The sequence below is a fragment of the Cytobacillus oceanisediminis genome (assembly GCF_022811925.1).
GTDB classification, from domain to species: domain Bacteria; phylum Bacillota; class Bacilli; order Bacillales; family Cytobacillaceae; genus Cytobacillus; species Cytobacillus oceanisediminis_D.
Window position 1 is genome coordinate 3,286,020 of sequence record NZ_CP065511.1, and the last position, 18,419, is coordinate 3,304,438.

The window sequence follows — 18,419 nt, forward strand, 5'->3', positions numbered from 1 at the left end:
ATATTTATTTACAATTCTTTCTTAACAGTTGTTGCTTTATAAAAAAGTTTGATCATTTCTGTTATCCTTTTTCAATTAAAGTCCCTCTATAAAGAAACGAAAATCTTCGATTTTCTCCTGTTTTCTCTTATTTTCGATAGAATAGTAAATTTAGGGCTATTGGCCGTTTGGTTAATTTGGCTAATTAAGGGGGATTCTGGATCCTATGAGTAAAAATGATTACTACTTAAGCCATCTTTATCTAAAAAGTGGGGTTAAAGTAAAAATATAATCGCACTGGTAGATCTCCACATTACCCATGGAGGTGTACCCACCCATGTCACACAGGGTCAAAGCCCCAAAATTCCTTCATTCAACCTTTCCATGAGGTGGATGTCAGTAATGCTGCCCGATAGGGTCCATTGCCCGTAAACTTGAATACCTTTTCGAGAAAACTGAAGGGTGAGATTAGACTGTTCAATGCAACAGCCGATTAATTGAATCATAACGGATTGTTGAAAACATTGTAAATAACAAAAAACAACAAAAACCTCCTCTTGTCATGTAAGAGTGGGTTTTGGTTGGAATGTGACCTCACGTACGTCTAAATAGGCTTTCAGTTCAAAAAGAAAAAAGCTGCCTAAGTAGCAGCTTGAACATAAGCACCTGTTTGTTATGGTAATTACTTTTATTTTTACAAACTTTTGTGATTTTATGTCAATCCTAAAATCATGATTACATTTTAGCTTATTAAGCTTTCCACTCTCACAGGATGGGGATACTCTTGCCTTACAAAATTGGCTAAAAAACCTTTCTTACAGAAAATGATATTGTTTAACAGTAGCCGATTTCAACCGAAATGATGATATGACACACATAGTTTCAGACAGATTTCAGAACCCTTGATTCCCCCATCCTCCACCATAGCCCGTATACTATTGTTACATAGAAATGATTTTCCTTTTTTGTACGCAACAAACAACAGCTCCGCTCCTTTTTCCATTGGCGAAAGGATACGGAACCTGTTTTATATCAGTGGTCAGCATAATTTCAAAAAATTTTATAAACGATTTAAAAAATAATATATGAAGTTAAAGAAAAGGTGGCAGGAGGTGTTTATTAAATATCTTTTATCATTTTCCATGCAGCTGAACCATTTTAATCTTTGTATGTATGAATGATGTCCTCACCAGGACATAACTTTTTCCAAGGATTTAGTTGAAATGGACTATTTAGATTAAGATCCAAAATAACCATTTACATATAATGGAATATCTTGTATTCTAATTAAGAATGGTTACTATGCTTCCTCTCATATTGCTATATTATCTTGGCTTCCTGTATGCTTATCTAACTCTAGGTAAGTATACAGGAGGAAGCAAGATAATTAAAATGGTCGCTACCGAACATTTGTTTTAGCAAATATGAGAGGAGTGCGTTAAATGCGACATGTACTATTCTTCGGCTTTATACTGCTGATAATAGTGTTACACCTGAAGCTTAATTAGTATACCATTCAGAGGTATCTTAGAGGTAATCCTTTAAGGTACCTTTTTCTTTATTATTGAGTCATCTATCTTTTCTGTAGAATGGATTTTATACAATAAAAAGGGATTTTTTTAAACAGCGCTCATCAAGAAAATATTAATTTCCGAGTGACTTTAGTGACTATAGGTAGTTGGAAAAATTTTCTTCAAAATGGTCATTTTACGTTGTATAATGGTATTATCAGTAAGTTGATTTCTCCTTACTTCCCATGATTTTGCCGCCCTCCGTATTTACATTAACTAAATGAGTGTAAATACGGAGGAGGGGACAGAATCAACAAAGCGACACTGGGAATTTTATGAATATTGTATAAAGGGGAAATTGTAATGAAGTCCAAAATTCTTTTCAAGCAGTTTGAAGTTGAGGTAATTAAAATTTCGACGACGGCACCCGATTCACTTGAGAAACTTAGAAAGTTGTATGGAGAATTCTATTTCAAGGTAGAAAAGGAGCTTGCCGGCGACACGAAAAGAGATCAGGCGCATAAAGAAATTAAACAGATATACGACGATAATTATAATAAGTTAGAAAATGCCCGAAAGCTTTATGCTGCAGAGAAATCTGCTAATGCTGCAGAAAAATCTGCGAGGAAACGAAATTTTACAATCTCTGTGGCTGCTAATGTTATTGTCGGTTTGTTTTTGGGATTTGTCGCCTTTTCTTTGAGAACCCATTACTCTAAGCTGTTAGAATGGGTAGGACTTAATTGACTTGCTGGTAAGGATGCCCATGGGCATCCTTTTCACTTAAACTAGTAAAATCATGTGTCAGAAATTAAAAACAGCCAGTAATTTTTTCAATCCTATGCTTATTTTTTGCAAATATGTAGAGCGATTAGTCTTTAATGCGAAATATATACAAAAAATATTAGATTAAAGGTTTATCTTTCGTTTTTTGTTTACCGATTTTGAGAAGAGAATTAACTCTTTATCTTTTAAACCACGAAAAACCTCGGGACGGTAAATTGGTTTTAGCTGTTTACTCGTTCCCATATTCGTGGCTCTATATTCTTGTCTCTCAACTACACCTTGCGATCCAAACCCTCCTTTTCCTTTACCGGTTTCATTTGAACTTGGACTGTAGCCCCAAGATACTTGGGTGCTTTCATGGTAACCGCAAAAATCAGACCAATACTGACAATTTGCATTTGAACTTTGGGTGAAAATAGCAAAGGTTTTACATTTATCAATGAATTGATTCCCACTCAGTTTAATTTGTTCCGAAACATCTTCAACTGTAAACACACTGCTTACATTGTTAGTTTGGTTTAGCTGAAGGATGTTATTGAACAAATCCATATTTTGCATACGAATACCATCAAACACGAATAAAGCCCCGTCATCTATTTTCCTATTACTAAAATTCTTTAATAATAGCTTCATTAACAGTTGAATCGTGGCTTCGCTTGATTCTTTATTGATCGACTGTTCAACCGTTATTACAAGGATGTTTCCGGAATTGAGAATATCCTCAATATTTTCTTCACCTGAAAAAATATCTCCTAAACCCTTCTCATTAATTAAATCGAAATACGTTTCATAAAGTACCACAAACTCAAAAGACTTGATAAATCTTTGAGTCCGCTGCCTCTCTCCTTCTGGCAGCCCCGATTCCATGATTAAATTTGCTGCAACCCTATGATCACCGTAATCAATTAACTCATTTAGCTTTATGGATTGATTAGATGACATAAGTGCTTTAATGATCATATTTACATACCGCCCAATATTGATAGATTCTGTTTCATTCATAGGTCGCTGCTGTTTAAGAATATCAATAATCAAATCTTTTATTTCCGTAACCGCCAAATTTGAAAATGGATTAATAGTATCGGATTTTGAAAAATTAGAAAAATCAAGATTCCAAATTTTTTTTTGCCCTTTCATTTCTTGTTGAAAGGTAGTTAAACTATTATTTAATAGGGAATCTTTATTCGTAAAGATGACAATCGATTTATTTTCCATTAAAGATTGAAGAAGCAGGTTTTTAATAAAGACGGCTTGACCTTCGTTCGGAACCCCTGACATTAAAACATTTCCAATCAGCTTATTCGTATTCTCTTGTGTTTGAGCAGTAGTTAAATAGCCTCCGATAAATTGCATTAATGCATTATGATCACCATTAAATGATGGTAAATTACTCATGGGTCCTCTCCTTTATATATTCATTAAATTGAAATTTAATCGGGTTTTGACCTGGTAAGGCTACAATTCCTTCTCCAATGGCTAAATTCATAATGTCCCAGTCCTCCACAACATTCCCAGTAACAATATGCTCCGCATTATGGAATGAGGTGTTGTGATGTAATATTTTTCTTGTTTGGGTGCCAAATAGGCCTTTAATAAAATCTCTGGTAGCAGGATCGGTCACTCGAAAGGATACGGTCGTACTTATTCCAGATAAAATACTATTGGCCAATTCATTGCCATAATTCTTTGGATCCCGGATCTGCTCTACGTTTTGCATGGCAATGATAAATTTAGCTCCAAGGCTTCGGCCAAAGTTAATGCCGCTTTCGATATGATAAAGGTTAGGTAACAGCTTAAACTCATCAATAATGAAATACACATTTCCCTCGCTTTTTTTACGGGACAGTGCCTCTTTAATAGCTAGGTCAAACAACAGCTTGTAAATAGGGCCTAACACACTGCCAATGGAAATATCGTACTCAATGAATAAGATTTTGCCGCCTTTATTTCGGATAAACTCCCGAATTGAAAAATCACCGTCTTTTTTAAAATTCCCAATAAATACTTCGCTGCAGACTTGCCTCAAATCGGACATTACTCCTAAAGCCTGCCCCATGCTTTTTCTCGAAATCATATCGTTCAATGCTTTTAAATCTTCGTGTTCTTGGAACTCCTCGTTTAAATCTTGAATCTGAACGGACTGAATATAGCCGCTGAGACATTCATTGCTAATAATATTGAAGTATTCCTCGTCATGAATATCTACTGCACCGCTATTTTCATGGATCCTTACTAAAAACTTCATGATTCCGATTAATACATCTCGTGCCGCTGCAGGGAAAAAAGAATTGCCTCCACTATTTTTAATCTTTATATCGAATAAAGCCGTTGCCATTTCTCTTATCGCGGTTTCCATATCTTCTTCTCCATCTAGAAGCGCTTCTTGAAGCATGTTCCAATAGTGAGTAGAGGTTGGATCATTACTGATTACAACATCCACTCCTTCCCGATAAAACTCGTTATAAAAGTCTCCTTTCGTATCAAAAATGACCATGACATCCTCATCATTTAGATTATTCACTAATTGGTCGACCAATTGAAACATGGCATTCGTTTTTCCTGTTCCAATTCCGCCGATAAATAATAAATGTTTTTCCAAAACGCTTTTAGGTAGTGGAATCTGCTGATGATTCCCGATGAATTGTATTTTTTCTGGTGGAGTATTTAATCTATATTGATTTTCTAATCGCATTCCTTCTAAAATTTCGATTTCATTTTTAGTAAACACTACTATCTCTCCTTTTTCTCTATCTAGATCGAGAAGGTCTCATACTTCTAGCTGGAGATTGACGAGGCACATTTCTCCTGTTAACCGTTCTTGGACGAAGTCGGCTATGCTGAAACTTGTTTGATTTTCGTGTATGTTTTTGAGCGGCTCTCCTATTGCGTATCTTTTGAGGATAACTTTGTTTGTTCTTTTTATTTTTATCTTTCAAAGTTCCTCGATTTTTTGCACCTTTTACGTTGTTGACTATATTTTTTTTATGCTTTTTTCCTTTCTGATTATTCTGACCCCTTACGCTTTTTACGTCCTTAACTATATTTTTTTTGTATTTTTGTTCTTTCGAAGTGCCTTGTTTTTTTGTACTTTTTACGTTCTCGACAGTATTATTTTGGTTCTTATCGCCTTTATGCTCCTTCCATTTCTTTGACTCATTGCTTTGCCCCTTTTCCTTTTTTTGCTCTTTGCTCGATTGTTTCTTTTTCTCCTTACTCAGTTGTTTTTTCTTTTGCTCTTTACTTAATTGTTCTTTCTTTTGTTCCTTGTTCGGTTGCTCTTTCTTTGGCTCCTTGTTCGGCTGTTCTTTCTTTTGTTCCTTGCTCGGTTCTTTTTTCTTTGGCTCCTTGTTCGGTTGTTCTTTCTTTTGCTCTTTACTCGATTGTTCTTTCTTTTGCCCTTTGCTCGGTTCCTCTTTCTTTAGTAGGGGGCTCTTTTTTGCCATCGGCTTCTTTGGTTCAGGCTGCTGCTGTGTTTTGTTCTGTTCCTCATTCTTCTTTTCTTGTTGATTTGCTTTGGCGTTTTCTCTTATTTTTATTTCTTTTTGCTTCTCTCTCTCTCGTCTTATTTCCCTGTATTTTTCTCGAATTTTGTCGAATTTTTGTTTTAGATTCTTATAAGTGGACTTTACCTTGTTATAATCTTCTTTTATACGTCCTTTAATTTTTGGTGTGGCTCTTATAAGACCTTCCACTTCTTTTGAAAAATTCCCTACGGTTTTACCAAACTCTCTTTTTATATTTGTTCTCGTTCTGCCGCTCGTGCTAGGGTTCGTTCTGCCGTTTTGGCGATTACGCTGGTTTTTTCGTTGTTTTATTACTTCTTTAGAAGCTCCTGTGTTTTTCCCCTTTACAGGTATTTTTCTTTTCTCATTGGCATGAGACCTTGATTGTTTCTTTTTAATCCCTTTCGTATTCCTCCAATTTACGGGTGATTGTCTCTTCTCATTAGCATGAGACCTTGACTGCTTCTTTTTAATCCCTTTCGTATTCCTCCGATTTACGGGTGATTGTCTCTTCTCATTGAAGGTGGACCTTAACGGTCTCATGTTAGATGATCTGTTTTTCCCTAACTCCTGTTTTTTTCTATTCAAATGTTTATTGGCAGTGATCCTTTTGCTCCTTCTATTCCTATTAGCTTTCTGTCTATTAACTCCGTTCTTCTGACGATCTTTTTGACCTTTGTTTCTTTTAGAATTTTTCATTAATTTGTAATATGTACTTGATCGATTTTTTCTCCTTTTAGCCTCATTACTCGGTGAACTAAGGCGTCGATTTAGCTGTTTATTATGTAATTTACTTTTTTTAGGCCTTGCTTGCTTCCCGATAGAATTATTATTTTTTTGATTAGCCGCATTCAGCCGCTTAGTACTCCCACTTCTTGGCGGGAATTTATGACCCTTGTTGTCATTAGACTGATCCTTCCTACCCTTCCCTTCACGCTTAGAAATATTTTCAATTTCTTGAGAAACTAATTCTTTTACAGCCAAACAAAAAGCAATAGCAGCCTCTATTACTCTTAAAAAGCTCAAAGTACCCTTCTCCCTTACTAATTGCATAAAAAAGTTACCAATATTATTAAATATCAGTAACTTCTATCCATATCTTAATAGGCTACATATTCAGCTCCTAAATCTTGAAGTCTACCAATTCTTTCGTCAGTATCAGGATGTGTGGAATACATCGCTTTTAATATTCCAATATCCGGACTTTGACCAGCAACACGGTCTAATGCTGAAGCTAACTCTGATCCATAGCCCAAATCTGCTGCAAAACGATCTGCCTCAAATTCGTTTTGCCGAGAAGATGCTTGAATAAACAGCAATCCAAACCTTGTCCAGGCCCAAACAGGAAATTGAATGATAACCCCATGCAACTTTTCACCTACGTCTTCTGATAGCATCTTAAGTACAATTCCTAAAGGAATGGTAAGGATAATCCAAATAAGCCTAATGAACCAAAGTGCAATATTAACAAATATATTACCGACTGTAATAGCTAATAAAAAATCTGTATCCTTATGTGAAAGATGTCCGAATTCATGGGCTAAAATCGCTTCTATTTCATCCTCAGGTATATCCAGCAAACCTTGGGTTACACAGACCGTTTTTCTGCCCACTGCAAAAGCATTGGGAATTGGACTCTTGTGGATAAATAACTTTATATTGCCTGGTAAAGTGGGATCCTTGATTTTTGCTTTTTGATAAACATTATCAAATAAGGGTCTTAGTTTTCTTTCTAAATCCCGCCTTTTAATAGGCCTTGATCCAGTTCTAAGTCTTAAAATAAATTCACCTAATGGAGACAGCATGGCAGCAAGGGAAATCAAATAAAATAAAACACAGAAGAAGATGAGGGACAATGTTTCTCTAAGATTCGTGCCCGATTGAAATAATGGTAAAAAAAGCAAGCAGTTTAGTAACATATAAACAATGATTCCCCAATTGCTCTTCTTTTTGAGATTTTTCAAAAAGCTTACTAAGTACATTTAAAGTCTCCTCCTTTTAAGTTAAACAAACTTACTCATATGGAAATTTTTACGAAATAAAAATCTTATTATTTGATAAAATTCGGTATATCATTATTTACATACATTAATCTTTCCATACTTTTTTGCTGAGTGAGAACATTAACATCCAAAAGGGACAATTAGTTCATATAAACGCAGGATAAATATTCTCCTATAACTAACAACTATTTTGATTTATTTCAAATTTATTGACCGACCGGACGGTCGCAATCTGATTTTATTTTATTTCCATTTTTCTGATAACTCAATGGGCTTTTTTACCAATTAATAAAAAAACATGGGGGGAATTATATGCCTAAGGAATTAGGAAAAGGAACAAAAAAACTTATATTAGATGTGGCTTACGGACTATTTGCCGAACTTGGATATGAACAGACGCCAGTCAGTTTAATTATGGAAAGAGCGGGGAAATCAAAAGCTACATTTTATTCCCATTATAAAAGAAAAGAAGATATTATGTTGGATATTATTGACCAACAAGTGTATCGAAATTTTAATTTTATTCAAGAGGTAGTTATCCCCTATATTCGTCAAGATAATTTTGAAATATTAGAGTTTTTTACTGGATACTTTCAAATTGGTCTCCATTTAGAAGATCGGAAAGATTGGACATTAGTTTATAATGACCTCATTCGTCTTTCTGTACACGACGAAGTGATTAGAATGAAACTTTCTAAAGCACACGATAACTGGTTAAAACTATTTGATACAGCCATAAAAAGAGGGATTGAATTAAAACAACTTCCAGAAGATTTGAATAAGGAGGCAATTATAAATTCCATTTTTTCTTTATATAAAGGAATCCATTTAGAAAGAGTTTATGGAAGCGGGCCAAATATGGAACAAATTCATTATTTTTTAAAGCGATTACTCTCGTAATAAAACCAGCCAGGACATCTGACTTGTTCCATATTAACCAAAAATAAGGGGAAAATCAAAATACTGACGAAAAAGGTCGTTAAAGTTCTGCCCCTTTAGTGCCATAACAAAAAAAGCTTGAATGTGAACACCCAGCTCTTACAAATGGGAGTGTGACCTCGCGTGCGTATAAAAAGGCTTTTCTGATGTTCCCCACACTCTTGTGTAAATAGCACAATTCGCTCTTTTTTACGTTTCCCTTTTGGGATCGTTATCATGCGTTCCGGCCAATTAATATCCACTTTTTTTATGTCAACTAACTCTATAAGGCACACAGCCCTGGCATAATGTCATAATGAAAGTAAGTTGTTCCCTTTGAAAGTAAGTTGTACTCTAGAAAATCCAAAGGAATGTCTCAATTTTGAAGACATTCCTTTTTCTAACTAGAAATATTTAGTTCCCCTTATTAAATAAAAGCACCCTTTACTTTAAGTACAGGACTTCACAATCTTTTTTTACACCTCATTAAACTCAATCCCTAAATGTGTTATACATGCAAAAAGACGCCTTCTTATTTAAGAAAAGCGCCCGACTGTTGAACAATGAAATATGCGAAAGATCGCTCTGCAAATACGTTCTAATTTATTTGACTAACACACCCGTTTTAGCCATCCATAAAGCAGGAAAATCACCCGCTTCACCATAGAGAATGAAGAGGGCTTCACACCGTCAATACTGCTTCTACGGCTGGGCGAGGAAGGTCGCTGAATTATGGTGCTTTAGGACCAATCAACGCCACCCCAAGAGGATTGCAACTTTCGCAAAAGAACAATTTGGCCGAGATGATACGTATCGTGCATCATGATATTGCCGAGTAAACGCTCAATAGAGTACCTGTTAGCTGCATACGGAGCTTTTAACTTTTCATCGTCAAGGTCCGCAATGACCGTTTTTAATTTATTCATGACTTCATTAAGGCGCTGCACTGTCTGGGTCCATCCAATTTCGTCTTCTGGATCCCCCGGATTTCCAAAGGTTTCTTCATTGTCTTCTGCCTTATGCGGATTCTCTGTGCCCTTGATTCGATGGATTACGTCTTCATTCCAAAATATCAAGTGGTTGACAATCTGCCAAATCGAATTGCTGATTCCCGAACTTGCCCATGCTGCCTCAGCTGCGATGCATCCATGAAGCGCCTGATCCATGGATGCAAACCAATCATTCTCATGGCAATGCATGTCGAGTTGTTCTAAAAACATTTTGGTTATAACTTGCATACTACCAATCTCCTCACTGTTTAGTGTAATCTTTCAAAGTTAAAAGACAAGAAAAAATCTGACTATAGTATAAATTAATCGGTCCTAAAAAGGTAAAAACCAAATCCAAGTGGTCCCTTCCATATTGGACATACCTTTCTCTCCAGCTTCTAATTCTCTCCAACATGGCAGGGTAATCCGAAATTTCCAGGTGGCGATAACAATAATCCTCAATCAATTTCGAAAAAAGCCATTCATACGCTTAAAATAACCTTCATTTTCGACTGTCGGCCATATAACGAAAAAATATTCTCAATGAAATACTCCAATCATTTATTTTGAGAATACAACAATATCATGATCACTATGACTTATTCGGCTCATCCAGCTTTTATTCCTTCATCATGACAAATAAAGTACCCTATAGGGCAGACCTTTTTAAGTGTCTACTTTATAGGGTACATTTTATTTTTCTGGTTGACCTATTGGCAAAACGACATACCTGGCCTTTGATTTTATAAGTGGCTTAATTCATATAATGCTTTGGCATAGATGGCTGTCGCATTGATTAAATCATCGATTTCTATAAATTCATCAATTTGGTGAGAGCTATCTACCTTACCAGGGAAAAGCGCACCGTAAGCCACTGCATTTTTCATTAACGCTGTATATGTTCCCCCGCCCAAACCCGTTTCGTAAGAAAAAAAGAAAAAGCCACCTGGAATGGCAGCTGGATCTAAAAGTATCGCACCCGATAGTTTAAGAAGAAGACTTTAATATTTAGCTGATTTGCTCCGCCAACTCTAAAATAATCCCCTCTGGACCACGAACGTAGCATAACTTATAACTTTCTTCATATTGCTGTATCTCACTAAAGATTTCCGTGCCCTTCGTTTTCAATTTTGCAACAATAGCTTCAATATCTTCAACAGCAAAGCAAATATGTCGGATACCCAGCGTATTTGCAAAAGGCTGCTGAATACCTTTTTCATCTAAAGGCGTATAAAATTTGACTAGCTCTATCCATGCCTGACCATCTGGCACCCCCAATCCTACACAGGCCGTTTTTACATCATTAAGCCCAACAATTCTATCCAACTGTTCTCCATCCAATTCCCATTCCGCTTGCACTTCAAGTCCTAAATCAAGAAAAAACGCTTTAGCCTCTGAAAGATCATTTACGTTTATACTCACATGATCTATTCTATTGATCTTCATATCTCATACCTCCTATATTCCTGTTATTTTGAATACCTGTATTCGTGTAAGATTTGTTTCAAATTCTAATTCGTTTAAAACAGAAAATATCCTTCTTTAACAAACCTCCCTCAATAAAAGAAGCGAAAACGGCTGCCCCATTTGTTGAATAAGAAAAAGCCACCTGGTTTGGCAGCTGATTCTGAAAATAAGTACACAGGCTACTTGAATAAGATTTTTTAAATCATTTAAACAGATATGATTCAAACTTTTCGTCACCTGATAACATATCTTTTATTTTGAATTGATAATTTTTCACCTCATTCTCTCCAATAATTATCACGTAAGGAATCTTCTCTTTGTTTGCTTTATCAAGAGCCTTGCCTAACTTTTTGTTGCTCATTTCATATTCGACATTATAGCCTTTATTTCTTAAATAATTTGCTACCAACAAGGATTCTTTTTGAGTACCTAGTGGAACTATATAATAATCTATATTCGGATTCTCTCTTAATTCCTTCTCAGATGTACTCACAGCCGTATAAATTACATCTAAGCCGAATGATATTCCTACTGTTGAGAAGTTTTCATTTGTACCTATCAACCCACCTATTGCATTATCGTATCTTCCGCCACTCCCAATACTCGATTTTATAGATTGGTCAGATAAGAATATTTCATAAATTGTACCCGTTTAGATCTCTAAACCTCTTGCTAAGAATGGATTAAAAATGCACTGTGTATTAATACTTAGAAATTCTAGATAGGATTCCAGCTCTTTTAATTCATTTAAACCTTGCCTTACCTCTTCATTTTGTTCGGAAAAAGATTCAAAATAGCTGAGAGTTGAATTCCTTTCATCAGTTAAAAACTGTTTAATTAACATTATCGTTGAATTTGATAATCCTTGATCATTAAGCTCAGAAATAACAGCTCCTAATCCGACTTTTGCAAGCTTATCTAGAATTAAAACTACTTTATTAATTTTTTGAGATTATGTACCAAATACATCAAGCATTCCAGTTAGTAATTTTCGATTGTTGTATTGGATCGATACCTTTAAATTAAGTTTCTAAATGCATCCAATGCCATAACCATTAATTCAGCTTCGGCTATTTGTGAATCTATTCCTACAATATCAACATCACATTGTGTAAATTCTCGAAACCTTCCTGTTTTAATTGGTCCATCTCTAAATACTTTACCAATTTCATATCGCTTAAAAGGCATCTTAAGCGTCGAGTTCATTGCAACAACTTTTGCAAACGGTATAGTGAGATCATATCGTAAAGCTAAGTCTCTATCCCCTCTATCAGTTAATGTATATATTTCTTCTAATATTTCAGCCCCACCACCGTATTTTGAAGCAAGTAGTTCCGTGTAATTTAATATAGGGGTTTCCAATGGTTTACATCCGTATTGGATGAATACGTCTTCTAAAGTTCTTCTAATGTCTCTTCTAATCACTTCAGCATTCGGTAAGTAATCTTGTGTACCCTTTACATTTTGATAATCCATTTTCTTCATTTTCATTACCTCCAAGTTTAAAAAAATAAAAAACCGCACTTGATTTAAGTGTTTAACTTAATCAAATACGGTTTAATGATAAATAGCCTTCCTATTTACCCTGGCTTAACAGATCCATATAAGTTCTTTTCATTTATCTTTTATTTAATTGATTCATTCGTTCCAGGAGAACTTTCCACGACCGTCTCCATATAATCCTTACCCCATTTATACATGGCATCCAGGATAGGCATCAGAGTTCTTCCTTGTTCAGTCAGAGAATATTCCACTTTCGGAGGAACGACTGGATAGACTTCTCGTTTAACAATTAAATCTTCTTCTAATTCTCTTAATTGGTTAACAAGCATCCTTTGCGTAATCCCGGGCATTAGAGCTTTTAATTCACCAAATCGTTTTGTTCCTTCTTTGCCTAAATGCCATAATATCAGCATTTTCCATTTACCGCCGATAACCGAAAGGGTTAATTCTTTTTCACAGTTAAATACTTTATCCTGCATTCGTGACATATTGAAACCACCTCCAGACCTAATTATAACCAATAGTATACTTTTAGTCACTATGTAAAATAAAAGTGCGTACTTTTAATATAATGTCATACGTAATATACTAGCAATTGTTCAGCGGCAAACACCTGATTCAAGCTGTAATACTAGTAATACCCAATTAGGAAAAAAAGTCTAGCCGTATAGGTTTTAAACTGCTGAATACAAAAAAAATTAACAGGAGTGAATATAGATGGAATTACAATTAGCATTAGATTTAGTAAATATCCCAGAAGCAATTGAGTTAGTTAAAGAAGTGGAGGAGCACATTGATATCGTTGAAATCGGTACACCGGTTGTAATCAATGAAGGTCTTCATGCTGTGAAAGCAGTAAAAGAAGCTTTCCCTAACCTAAAAGTTTTGGCAGACCTTAAAATCATGGATGCAGCTGGTTATGAAGTAATGAAAGCTTCTGAAGCAGGTGCAGATATCGTCACAATTCTTGGAACTGCTGAAGATATGTCAATCAACGGTGCTGTTGAAGAAGCGAAAAAACAAGGTAAAAAAATCCTTGTTGATATGATTGCTGTAAAAGACCTTGCTGGACGTGCAAAAGAAGTGGACGCTATGGGCGTAGATTATATTTGTGTTCATACTGGCTACGATCTTCAAGCAGTTGGAAAGAACTCTTTTGAAGATTTACAAACCATCAAAGGTGTTGTAAAAAATGCTAAAACTGCAATCGCAGGTGGTATTAAGTTAGACACACTTCCAGAAGTCATCAAAGTACAACCAGACCTTGTCATTGTAGGTGGCGGGATTACTGGACAAGCTGATAAAAAAGCTATTGCTGCCAAAATACAACAAATGATCAATCAAGGGTAATTCAGATCATGAATACAACTCAATACCTAGCTGAAATCATAAAAGAGTTAAATCGCTCCGTAGATTTAATTTCGAATGATGAAGCTGAAAAATTAGTTAATGGGATTCTTGAATCAAAAAAAATCTTTGTTGCAGGCGCAGGTAGATCTGGATTTATGGCCAAATCATTTGCTATGCGAATGATGCACATGGGGATAGATGCCTATGTAATAGGAGAAACCGTAACACCTAACTTTGAGGAAGATGACATATTAATTATCGGATCAGGTTCAGGTGAAACGAAAAGCTTAATTTCCATGGTGAAAAAAGCAAGAAATATCGGAGGAACAATAGCGGCTGTAACAATTTTCCCTGAGTCCACGATTGGACAATTAGCCGATATCACAGTTAAATTGCCTGGATCCCCTAAAGATCAATCGGAAGGCGATTATAAAACCATACAGCCTATGGGCTCACTATTTGAGCAAACCCTCCTCCTTCTTTGTGATGCGATTATCTTAAGATTCATGGAGAAAAAAGGGTTGGATACAACTAAGATGTATGGAAAGCATGCCAATCTCGAATAAGAATCATTCAATATTTAAAAGACTGTAGAGTTTAAATAGCTCTGCAGTCTTTCTTACGATTAGTCATGCACCTTCAAACGTTAATTTATTTTCTGTATAAATGGACCCTCTTCAACGTTGTGTTTGAAGAGGGTCCAGATTTATAGGTATAACAAATAGGCCTAGTGATTTCACGTTTTTTAACTAGACCTGATTTTGTGGTATTATGTACTAAACTATGATTGGGTGGCTAACCGGAAGTCATAGTTCATATTGTGTGTAATAAGGTAGAAGATAATCTTCAAAAGCTTATTCACACAGGCAATGGATGCAACCTTATGGCACTTGTTATAAGGTTGCGTTTTTAATTTATCGTAATAATCAACAATATGGTTTTGACTGAAACGGCGTAGTTTAATCATGTTCTGGATAATGATAAAAAGGAGCTTACGTAAATGCTTATTGCCACGTTTATTAATCTTGTCCTTGTAAAAGGTCTTACCTGATTGGTAACGGCGAATATCAATACCAGCGTATGCGTTTAGCTGCTTATTGTTTTCAAAACGTCTAATATTTTTTTCATTAATACCTAGTCTGCAACTCCCTTCAATCCATCATTGAAAGAAAGGGTGATATAATAACGAAAAAGGGCATTATTTTATGAAAAGGATTGTTTCAATTGGATTGGATACCTGACAGAAAGTCGAAAACACTTATTTATAAGCAGCTTGCTTCTATTCCAAAGGTATCATTTCTTCATTTCATCACGTTGTAATAAGATCTACTTATAATGAACAGTTTTTTTAAGAACAAAACCGCTTCAAGGCGGCTGGTAAACCAAGAGGTTATTTTTTGTTCAAACTCCATTTTCCTTCATTACACGAATGCTGCCCCGTTTGCTCAAAAAGAAAAAGCCACCTGGTTCAAATTACGAATTCTTACCCTATAGTGGATTTCCATCCACTATAGGGTAAGACCTTGGCTCGTTCCAAAATCTGACCCCGTTAAAAAAAGAAATTTCGCAAAATGGGTGTTAATTCATAAAATAAGCGTTAATCCTTCTTAACGCAAATAAAAAATGTCCAAACCCATATATACCAAGGGTTTGGACATTTTATAACCGTTTTTATTAAAGCGTTAATTTGTATTATACGTCATTACAATTGTACACTCTTCAGAAAAATGTACCTTTCTAATTCTTTTTCCTTTTCCTATTACCTCTGCAGTTCTTTTTTCTAAATTAATATCTTTAATAGATAGATTAGAAACTTCCGAACTTCTGCATCCTGACGAAAATAAAAAGAGTATCAGTGAACGATCACGAGGAGCTAAATTTTCTGCTGTAATTTTCATCTTAGCAAACTCCTTCTCAGTTAAATACTTTGGTAAGGAGATTGGTATTTTGGGTCTCCACCTTTTTTTGATAATTACATTTTCTATATATTCTTCAGCGAGGCAAAATTGAAAAAATGAAGAAAGTGCCGATAGGTAAGCGTCCACTGTCTTTTCCTTTTTATTCTTAGTGAAATGATTAAGATACTTCCTCACATCTTCAGTTGTTAATAGTTTTAAAGGAACTTTACACTCACTAAAGAAACGTTCTAGAAACCAACGATAATTTCTTATTGTTCGTTCTGCTTTATTTTCAAGTTTTAAACCTAACAAATATTCATCCAGAACCGCCCTTGTTGATTCATCCTCAAGATTACTCTTCCAGTAATCTCTTGATTCTTTCATTTGTTAACCCCTTCTCTTTAATTAATGCTAACCTATAACAATCTTTAACTAATTTATCTTTTTATATACTTTATTAATAAGACGTAATATAAAACAAATAATATTAGCTGACAATTCTGATCAGTAATATTAATCTTGTTCTTACTTATTGCGAATCACCTGTAAATCAATCTTCAAAAAAAACACTCCTCCTTTTAAATTCAGTTTGACCTTGTAAACAAGTGAAACATCTACTGCAACCATTTGAGCAATATCATCCAATGGCATATCCGGCTTATTATTTAAGTTTTTGGCTCTGTTATGATTTTGTAAAAAAAAATCTGGACTCCCATTATTTTGGAAGTCCAGAAAACTGTTTATACGCTTGTTAAACTAAAGCACCCTTATGTTTAAGTACATTAGTTCACAAACTTATACATTTTCCTCTATTAAAGGAATGCTGCATCGTTAGTTGAACAAAAACGCTGCACGGTTTGGTTAGCCGCTCATAAATATAAGCCTCTACTGTTTTACTTATTAGAATTAAACCAAATTCCTAATTTATCTACAAAACCTACACTGCAAACTGCCTTCATTTAGCATAATTTATCCAGGTTCACAAATAATAAGAAAAAATCATTGCAGAGGTTTTCTATGAAATTTAAGAGCAGTGGAAATAATGGCGACTTTGGCCCCTACAAACACAATAATCAAAAATGGGTGGAAATCCTTTCTAATTCGAATGACTTCGTTCATTTTTCTACTTCAACAGAAGAAGGTCCATTTTGGATATCTTATTTTCGTACTCTTATTTCATCTGACATCTTGCATAAAGATGTTCTGCCCTACTTACAGGAGCAGTTTTCATTAAAAGAGTTAAAAAGCACTATTCCAGTCCAGGAAATGATTCTTACCAGGGATTCAGATGAAATTATCCAAAATATTATGAATGGGTATCTGGCTATACGAATAAAGCCACATGATGAAATTTGTTTATTAGTGAATGTCGCAAACAGTAAATTTCGCGATGTAGGAATGCCGACATTGGAAGCATCCGCGATAGGCCCGCAGGTCGGATTTATTGAGGAATTAGATACTAATATTAATCTCATCCGAAAAAGAGTGCCCATACCAGAACTTATCGTCAAGGAAATGACTGTAGGAAAATTATCAAAAACAAAAGTAGCAGTATTATTTGTAAAAGGGATTGCTGATCAGGAAAATATAAACACCGTCATTCAAAGGATCAAAGATATTAAATATGATCATATTCAGGATAGTTCCTATATTTCATCCATGATTGAGGACAATTCAAATTCTTTGTTTCCACAATCAATTACAACAGAAAGAGCAGACAGGGTGGCAGCTGGTCTTACTGAAGGAAAAATTATCATTGCTGTTGACGGCTCACCAAACCTTATTATCCTGCCAGTAACTTTAATGGAATCATTTATTGCAATGGAAGATTATAGCTATTCGTGGATCATTAGCAATTTCTTCCGTTTATTGCGCTTTGCTGCCATGTTTATTTCAACTCTCATCACTCCGATGTATGTGGCAATCATGACCTACCATTACGAATTAATACCAGCCCGCTTACTAGATCCATTAGTAGGTTCAAGAGCTACTGTCCCCTTTCCTCCCTTTCTGGAGGCGCTGTTTTTAGAACTAATGATTGAGATGGTAAAGGAGGCAGGAATTCGTTTGCCGACAAAAATAGGACAATCACTCGGTGTTGTAGGCGGTATTGTAATTGGACAAGCTGTAGTGGAAGCCGGATTAACCAGTAATGTCCTGTTAATAATTGTGGGACTTGGAACGCTAGCTTCATACACCTCTCCTGTTTACAAATTCAGCAACACCATACGTTTTATTAAGTTTCCTGTTATATTTCTGGCTGCATGGCTCGGCTTATTGGGTGTTTATATATGCTTAATATTTACCTTGATCCATATACTAAGGCTGACGTCACTTGGGCGGCCTTATTTAAGCCAATTTCCTTTAAGAAAAACTTCATTTCAGGATTTATGGATTAGGCTTCCCTTTTCCATGCAGAAAACTAATCCAATAAACTTAAGACCGCAAAAAAGAAAAAAATATACAAGCAGCGAAGAGAATCCTGAGCCATTGAATGATTTTTATGAATAAT

General features: G+C 35.3%; 13 protein-coding genes and 3 pseudogenes. 5 read left to right on the forward strand and 11 right to left on the reverse strand.

From position 1 onward, the window contains the following. The first annotated feature begins 1,853 nt into the window (after positions 1-1,853). Entirely contained in the window at positions 1,854-2,237 is a 384-nt protein-coding gene (locus tag IRB79_RS16600) for a hypothetical protein (RefSeq protein WP_243503533.1), read from the forward strand. A 162-nt stretch (positions 2,238-2,399) separates the two neighbouring features. Here IRB79_RS16600 and IRB79_RS16605 read toward each other — a convergent pair whose 3' ends face one another. From IRB79_RS16605 to IRB79_RS16620, 4 genes are all read right to left on the reverse strand, one after another. Then, on the reverse strand, positions 2,400-3,671 hold the full coding sequence (locus tag IRB79_RS16605) for a hypothetical protein (protein ID WP_243503534.1): 1,272 nt from the start codon (positions 3,669-3,671) through the stop codon (positions 2,400-2,402). After that, positions 3,664-5,004, reverse strand: a complete 1,341-nt coding sequence (locus IRB79_RS16610; RefSeq protein ID WP_243503535.1) for a type IV secretory system conjugative DNA transfer family protein — start codon at positions 5,002-5,004, stop codon at positions 3,664-3,666. Before IRB79_RS16610 ends, IRB79_RS16605 begins: the two co-directional genes overlap by 8 nt. Before the next feature lie 19 nt (positions 5,005-5,023). Beyond that, a complete protein-coding gene (locus tag IRB79_RS16615; protein WP_243503536.1) occupies positions 5,024-6,805 on the reverse strand; it encodes a hypothetical protein in 1,782 nt (593 codons plus the stop codon). Positions 6,806-6,879: 74 nt separating this feature from the next. Then, on the reverse strand, positions 6,880-7,761 hold the full coding sequence (locus IRB79_RS16620) for a M48 family metalloprotease (RefSeq protein ID WP_243503537.1): 882 nt from the start codon (positions 7,759-7,761) through the stop codon (positions 6,880-6,882). 333 nt (positions 7,762-8,094) lie between these two features. On the opposite strand from IRB79_RS16620, the gene IRB79_RS16625 reads away from it, so the two are divergent. Then, positions 8,095-8,682, forward strand: a complete 588-nt coding sequence (locus tag IRB79_RS16625) for a TetR/AcrR family transcriptional regulator (RefSeq protein WP_243503538.1) — start codon at positions 8,095-8,097, stop codon at positions 8,680-8,682. Between the two features lie 758 nt (positions 8,683-9,440). Here IRB79_RS16625 and IRB79_RS16630 read toward each other — a convergent pair. The 5 genes and pseudogenes from IRB79_RS16630 to IRB79_RS16650 all read right to left on the reverse strand — a co-directional run bounded on the left by IRB79_RS16630 (position 9,441) and on the right by IRB79_RS16650 (position 13,147). Continuing rightward, positions 9,441-9,938: a DinB family protein gene (locus IRB79_RS16630; RefSeq protein WP_243503539.1), complete on the reverse strand. Its 498-nt coding sequence runs from the start codon at positions 9,936-9,938 to the stop codon at positions 9,441-9,443. A 494-nt stretch (positions 9,939-10,432) separates the two neighbouring features. Continuing rightward, a pseudogene (locus tag IRB79_RS16635) lies at positions 10,433-10,603 on the reverse strand (dipeptidase PepV); the annotation flags it as partial. Between the two features lie 94 nt (positions 10,604-10,697). Further along, positions 10,698-11,135, reverse strand: coding sequence for a VOC family protein (locus tag IRB79_RS16640; RefSeq protein WP_243503540.1), 438 nt, complete (start codon positions 11,133-11,135; stop codon positions 10,698-10,700). A 223-nt stretch (positions 11,136-11,358) separates the two neighbouring features. Beyond that, positions 11,359-12,641 (reverse strand): annotated as a pseudogene (locus IRB79_RS16645) (histidine--tRNA ligase). 140 nt (positions 12,642-12,781) lie between these two features. Beyond that, a complete protein-coding gene (locus tag IRB79_RS16650; RefSeq protein WP_243503541.1) occupies positions 12,782-13,147 on the reverse strand; it encodes a transcriptional activator HxlR in 366 nt (121 codons plus the stop codon). A 229-nt stretch (positions 13,148-13,376) separates the two neighbouring features. On the opposite strand from IRB79_RS16650, the gene hxlA reads away from it, so the two are divergent. Both hxlA and hxlB read left to right on the forward strand, forming a co-directional pair. Then, positions 13,377-14,009, forward strand: a complete 633-nt coding sequence (gene hxlA, locus IRB79_RS16655) for a 3-hexulose-6-phosphate synthase (protein ID WP_243503542.1) — start codon at positions 13,377-13,379, stop codon at positions 14,007-14,009. 8 nt (positions 14,010-14,017) lie between these two features. Beyond that, positions 14,018-14,575, forward strand: a complete 558-nt coding sequence (gene hxlB / locus IRB79_RS16660) for a 6-phospho-3-hexuloisomerase (protein WP_243503543.1) — start codon at positions 14,018-14,020, stop codon at positions 14,573-14,575. A 215-nt stretch (positions 14,576-14,790) separates the two neighbouring features. Here the strand turns inward: hxlB and IRB79_RS16665 are convergent. Together IRB79_RS16665 and IRB79_RS16670 are read right to left on the reverse strand one after the other, a co-directional pair. Next, positions 14,791-15,129, reverse strand: a pseudogene (locus tag IRB79_RS16665) (transposase); the annotation flags it as partial. Positions 15,130-15,691: 562 nt separating this feature from the next. Continuing rightward, a complete protein-coding gene (locus IRB79_RS16670; protein WP_243503544.1) occupies positions 15,692-16,291 on the reverse strand; it encodes a tyrosine-type recombinase/integrase in 600 nt (199 codons plus the stop codon). 633 nt (positions 16,292-16,924) lie between these two features. Here IRB79_RS16670 and IRB79_RS16675 point away from each other — a divergent pair. After that, positions 16,925-18,418, forward strand: a complete 1,494-nt coding sequence (locus IRB79_RS16675) for a spore germination protein (protein WP_243503545.1) — start codon at positions 16,925-16,927, stop codon at positions 18,416-18,418. Position 18,419 lies beyond the last annotated feature (1 nt).

Excerpts from the sequence above, each read along its gene's own strand:
- IRB79_RS16600 (WP_243503533.1), top strand. The coding sequence starts at position 1,854 with ATGAAGTCCAAAATTCTTTTCAAGCAGTTTGAAGTTGAGGTAATTAAA.
- IRB79_RS16605 (WP_243503534.1), bottom strand. The coding sequence starts at position 3,671 with ATGAGTAATTTACCATCATTTAATGGTGATCATAATGCATTAATGCAA.
- IRB79_RS16620 (WP_243503537.1), bottom strand. The coding sequence starts at position 7,761 with ATGTACTTAGTAAGCTTTTTGAAAAATCTCAAAAAGAAGAGCAATTGG.
- IRB79_RS16625 (WP_243503538.1), top strand. The coding sequence starts at position 8,095 with ATGCCTAAGGAATTAGGAAAAGGAACAAAAAAACTTATATTAGATGTG.
- IRB79_RS16630 (WP_243503539.1), bottom strand. The coding sequence starts at position 9,938 with ATGCAAGTTATAACCAAAATGTTTTTAGAACAACTCGACATGCATTGC.
- IRB79_RS16640 (WP_243503540.1), bottom strand. The coding sequence starts at position 11,135 with ATGAAGATCAATAGAATAGATCATGTGAGTATAAACGTAAATGATCTT.
- IRB79_RS16650 (WP_243503541.1), bottom strand. The coding sequence starts at position 13,147 with ATGTCACGAATGCAGGATAAAGTATTTAACTGTGAAAAAGAATTAACC.
- hxlA (WP_243503542.1), top strand. The coding sequence starts at position 13,377 with ATGGAATTACAATTAGCATTAGATTTAGTAAATATCCCAGAAGCAATT.
- hxlB (WP_243503543.1), top strand. The coding sequence starts at position 14,018 with ATGAATACAACTCAATACCTAGCTGAAATCATAAAAGAGTTAAATCGC.
- IRB79_RS16670 (WP_243503544.1), bottom strand. The coding sequence starts at position 16,291 with ATGAAAGAATCAAGAGATTACTGGAAGAGTAATCTTGAGGATGAATCA.
- IRB79_RS16675 (WP_243503545.1), top strand. The coding sequence starts at position 16,925 with ATGAAATTTAAGAGCAGTGGAAATAATGGCGACTTTGGCCCCTACAAA.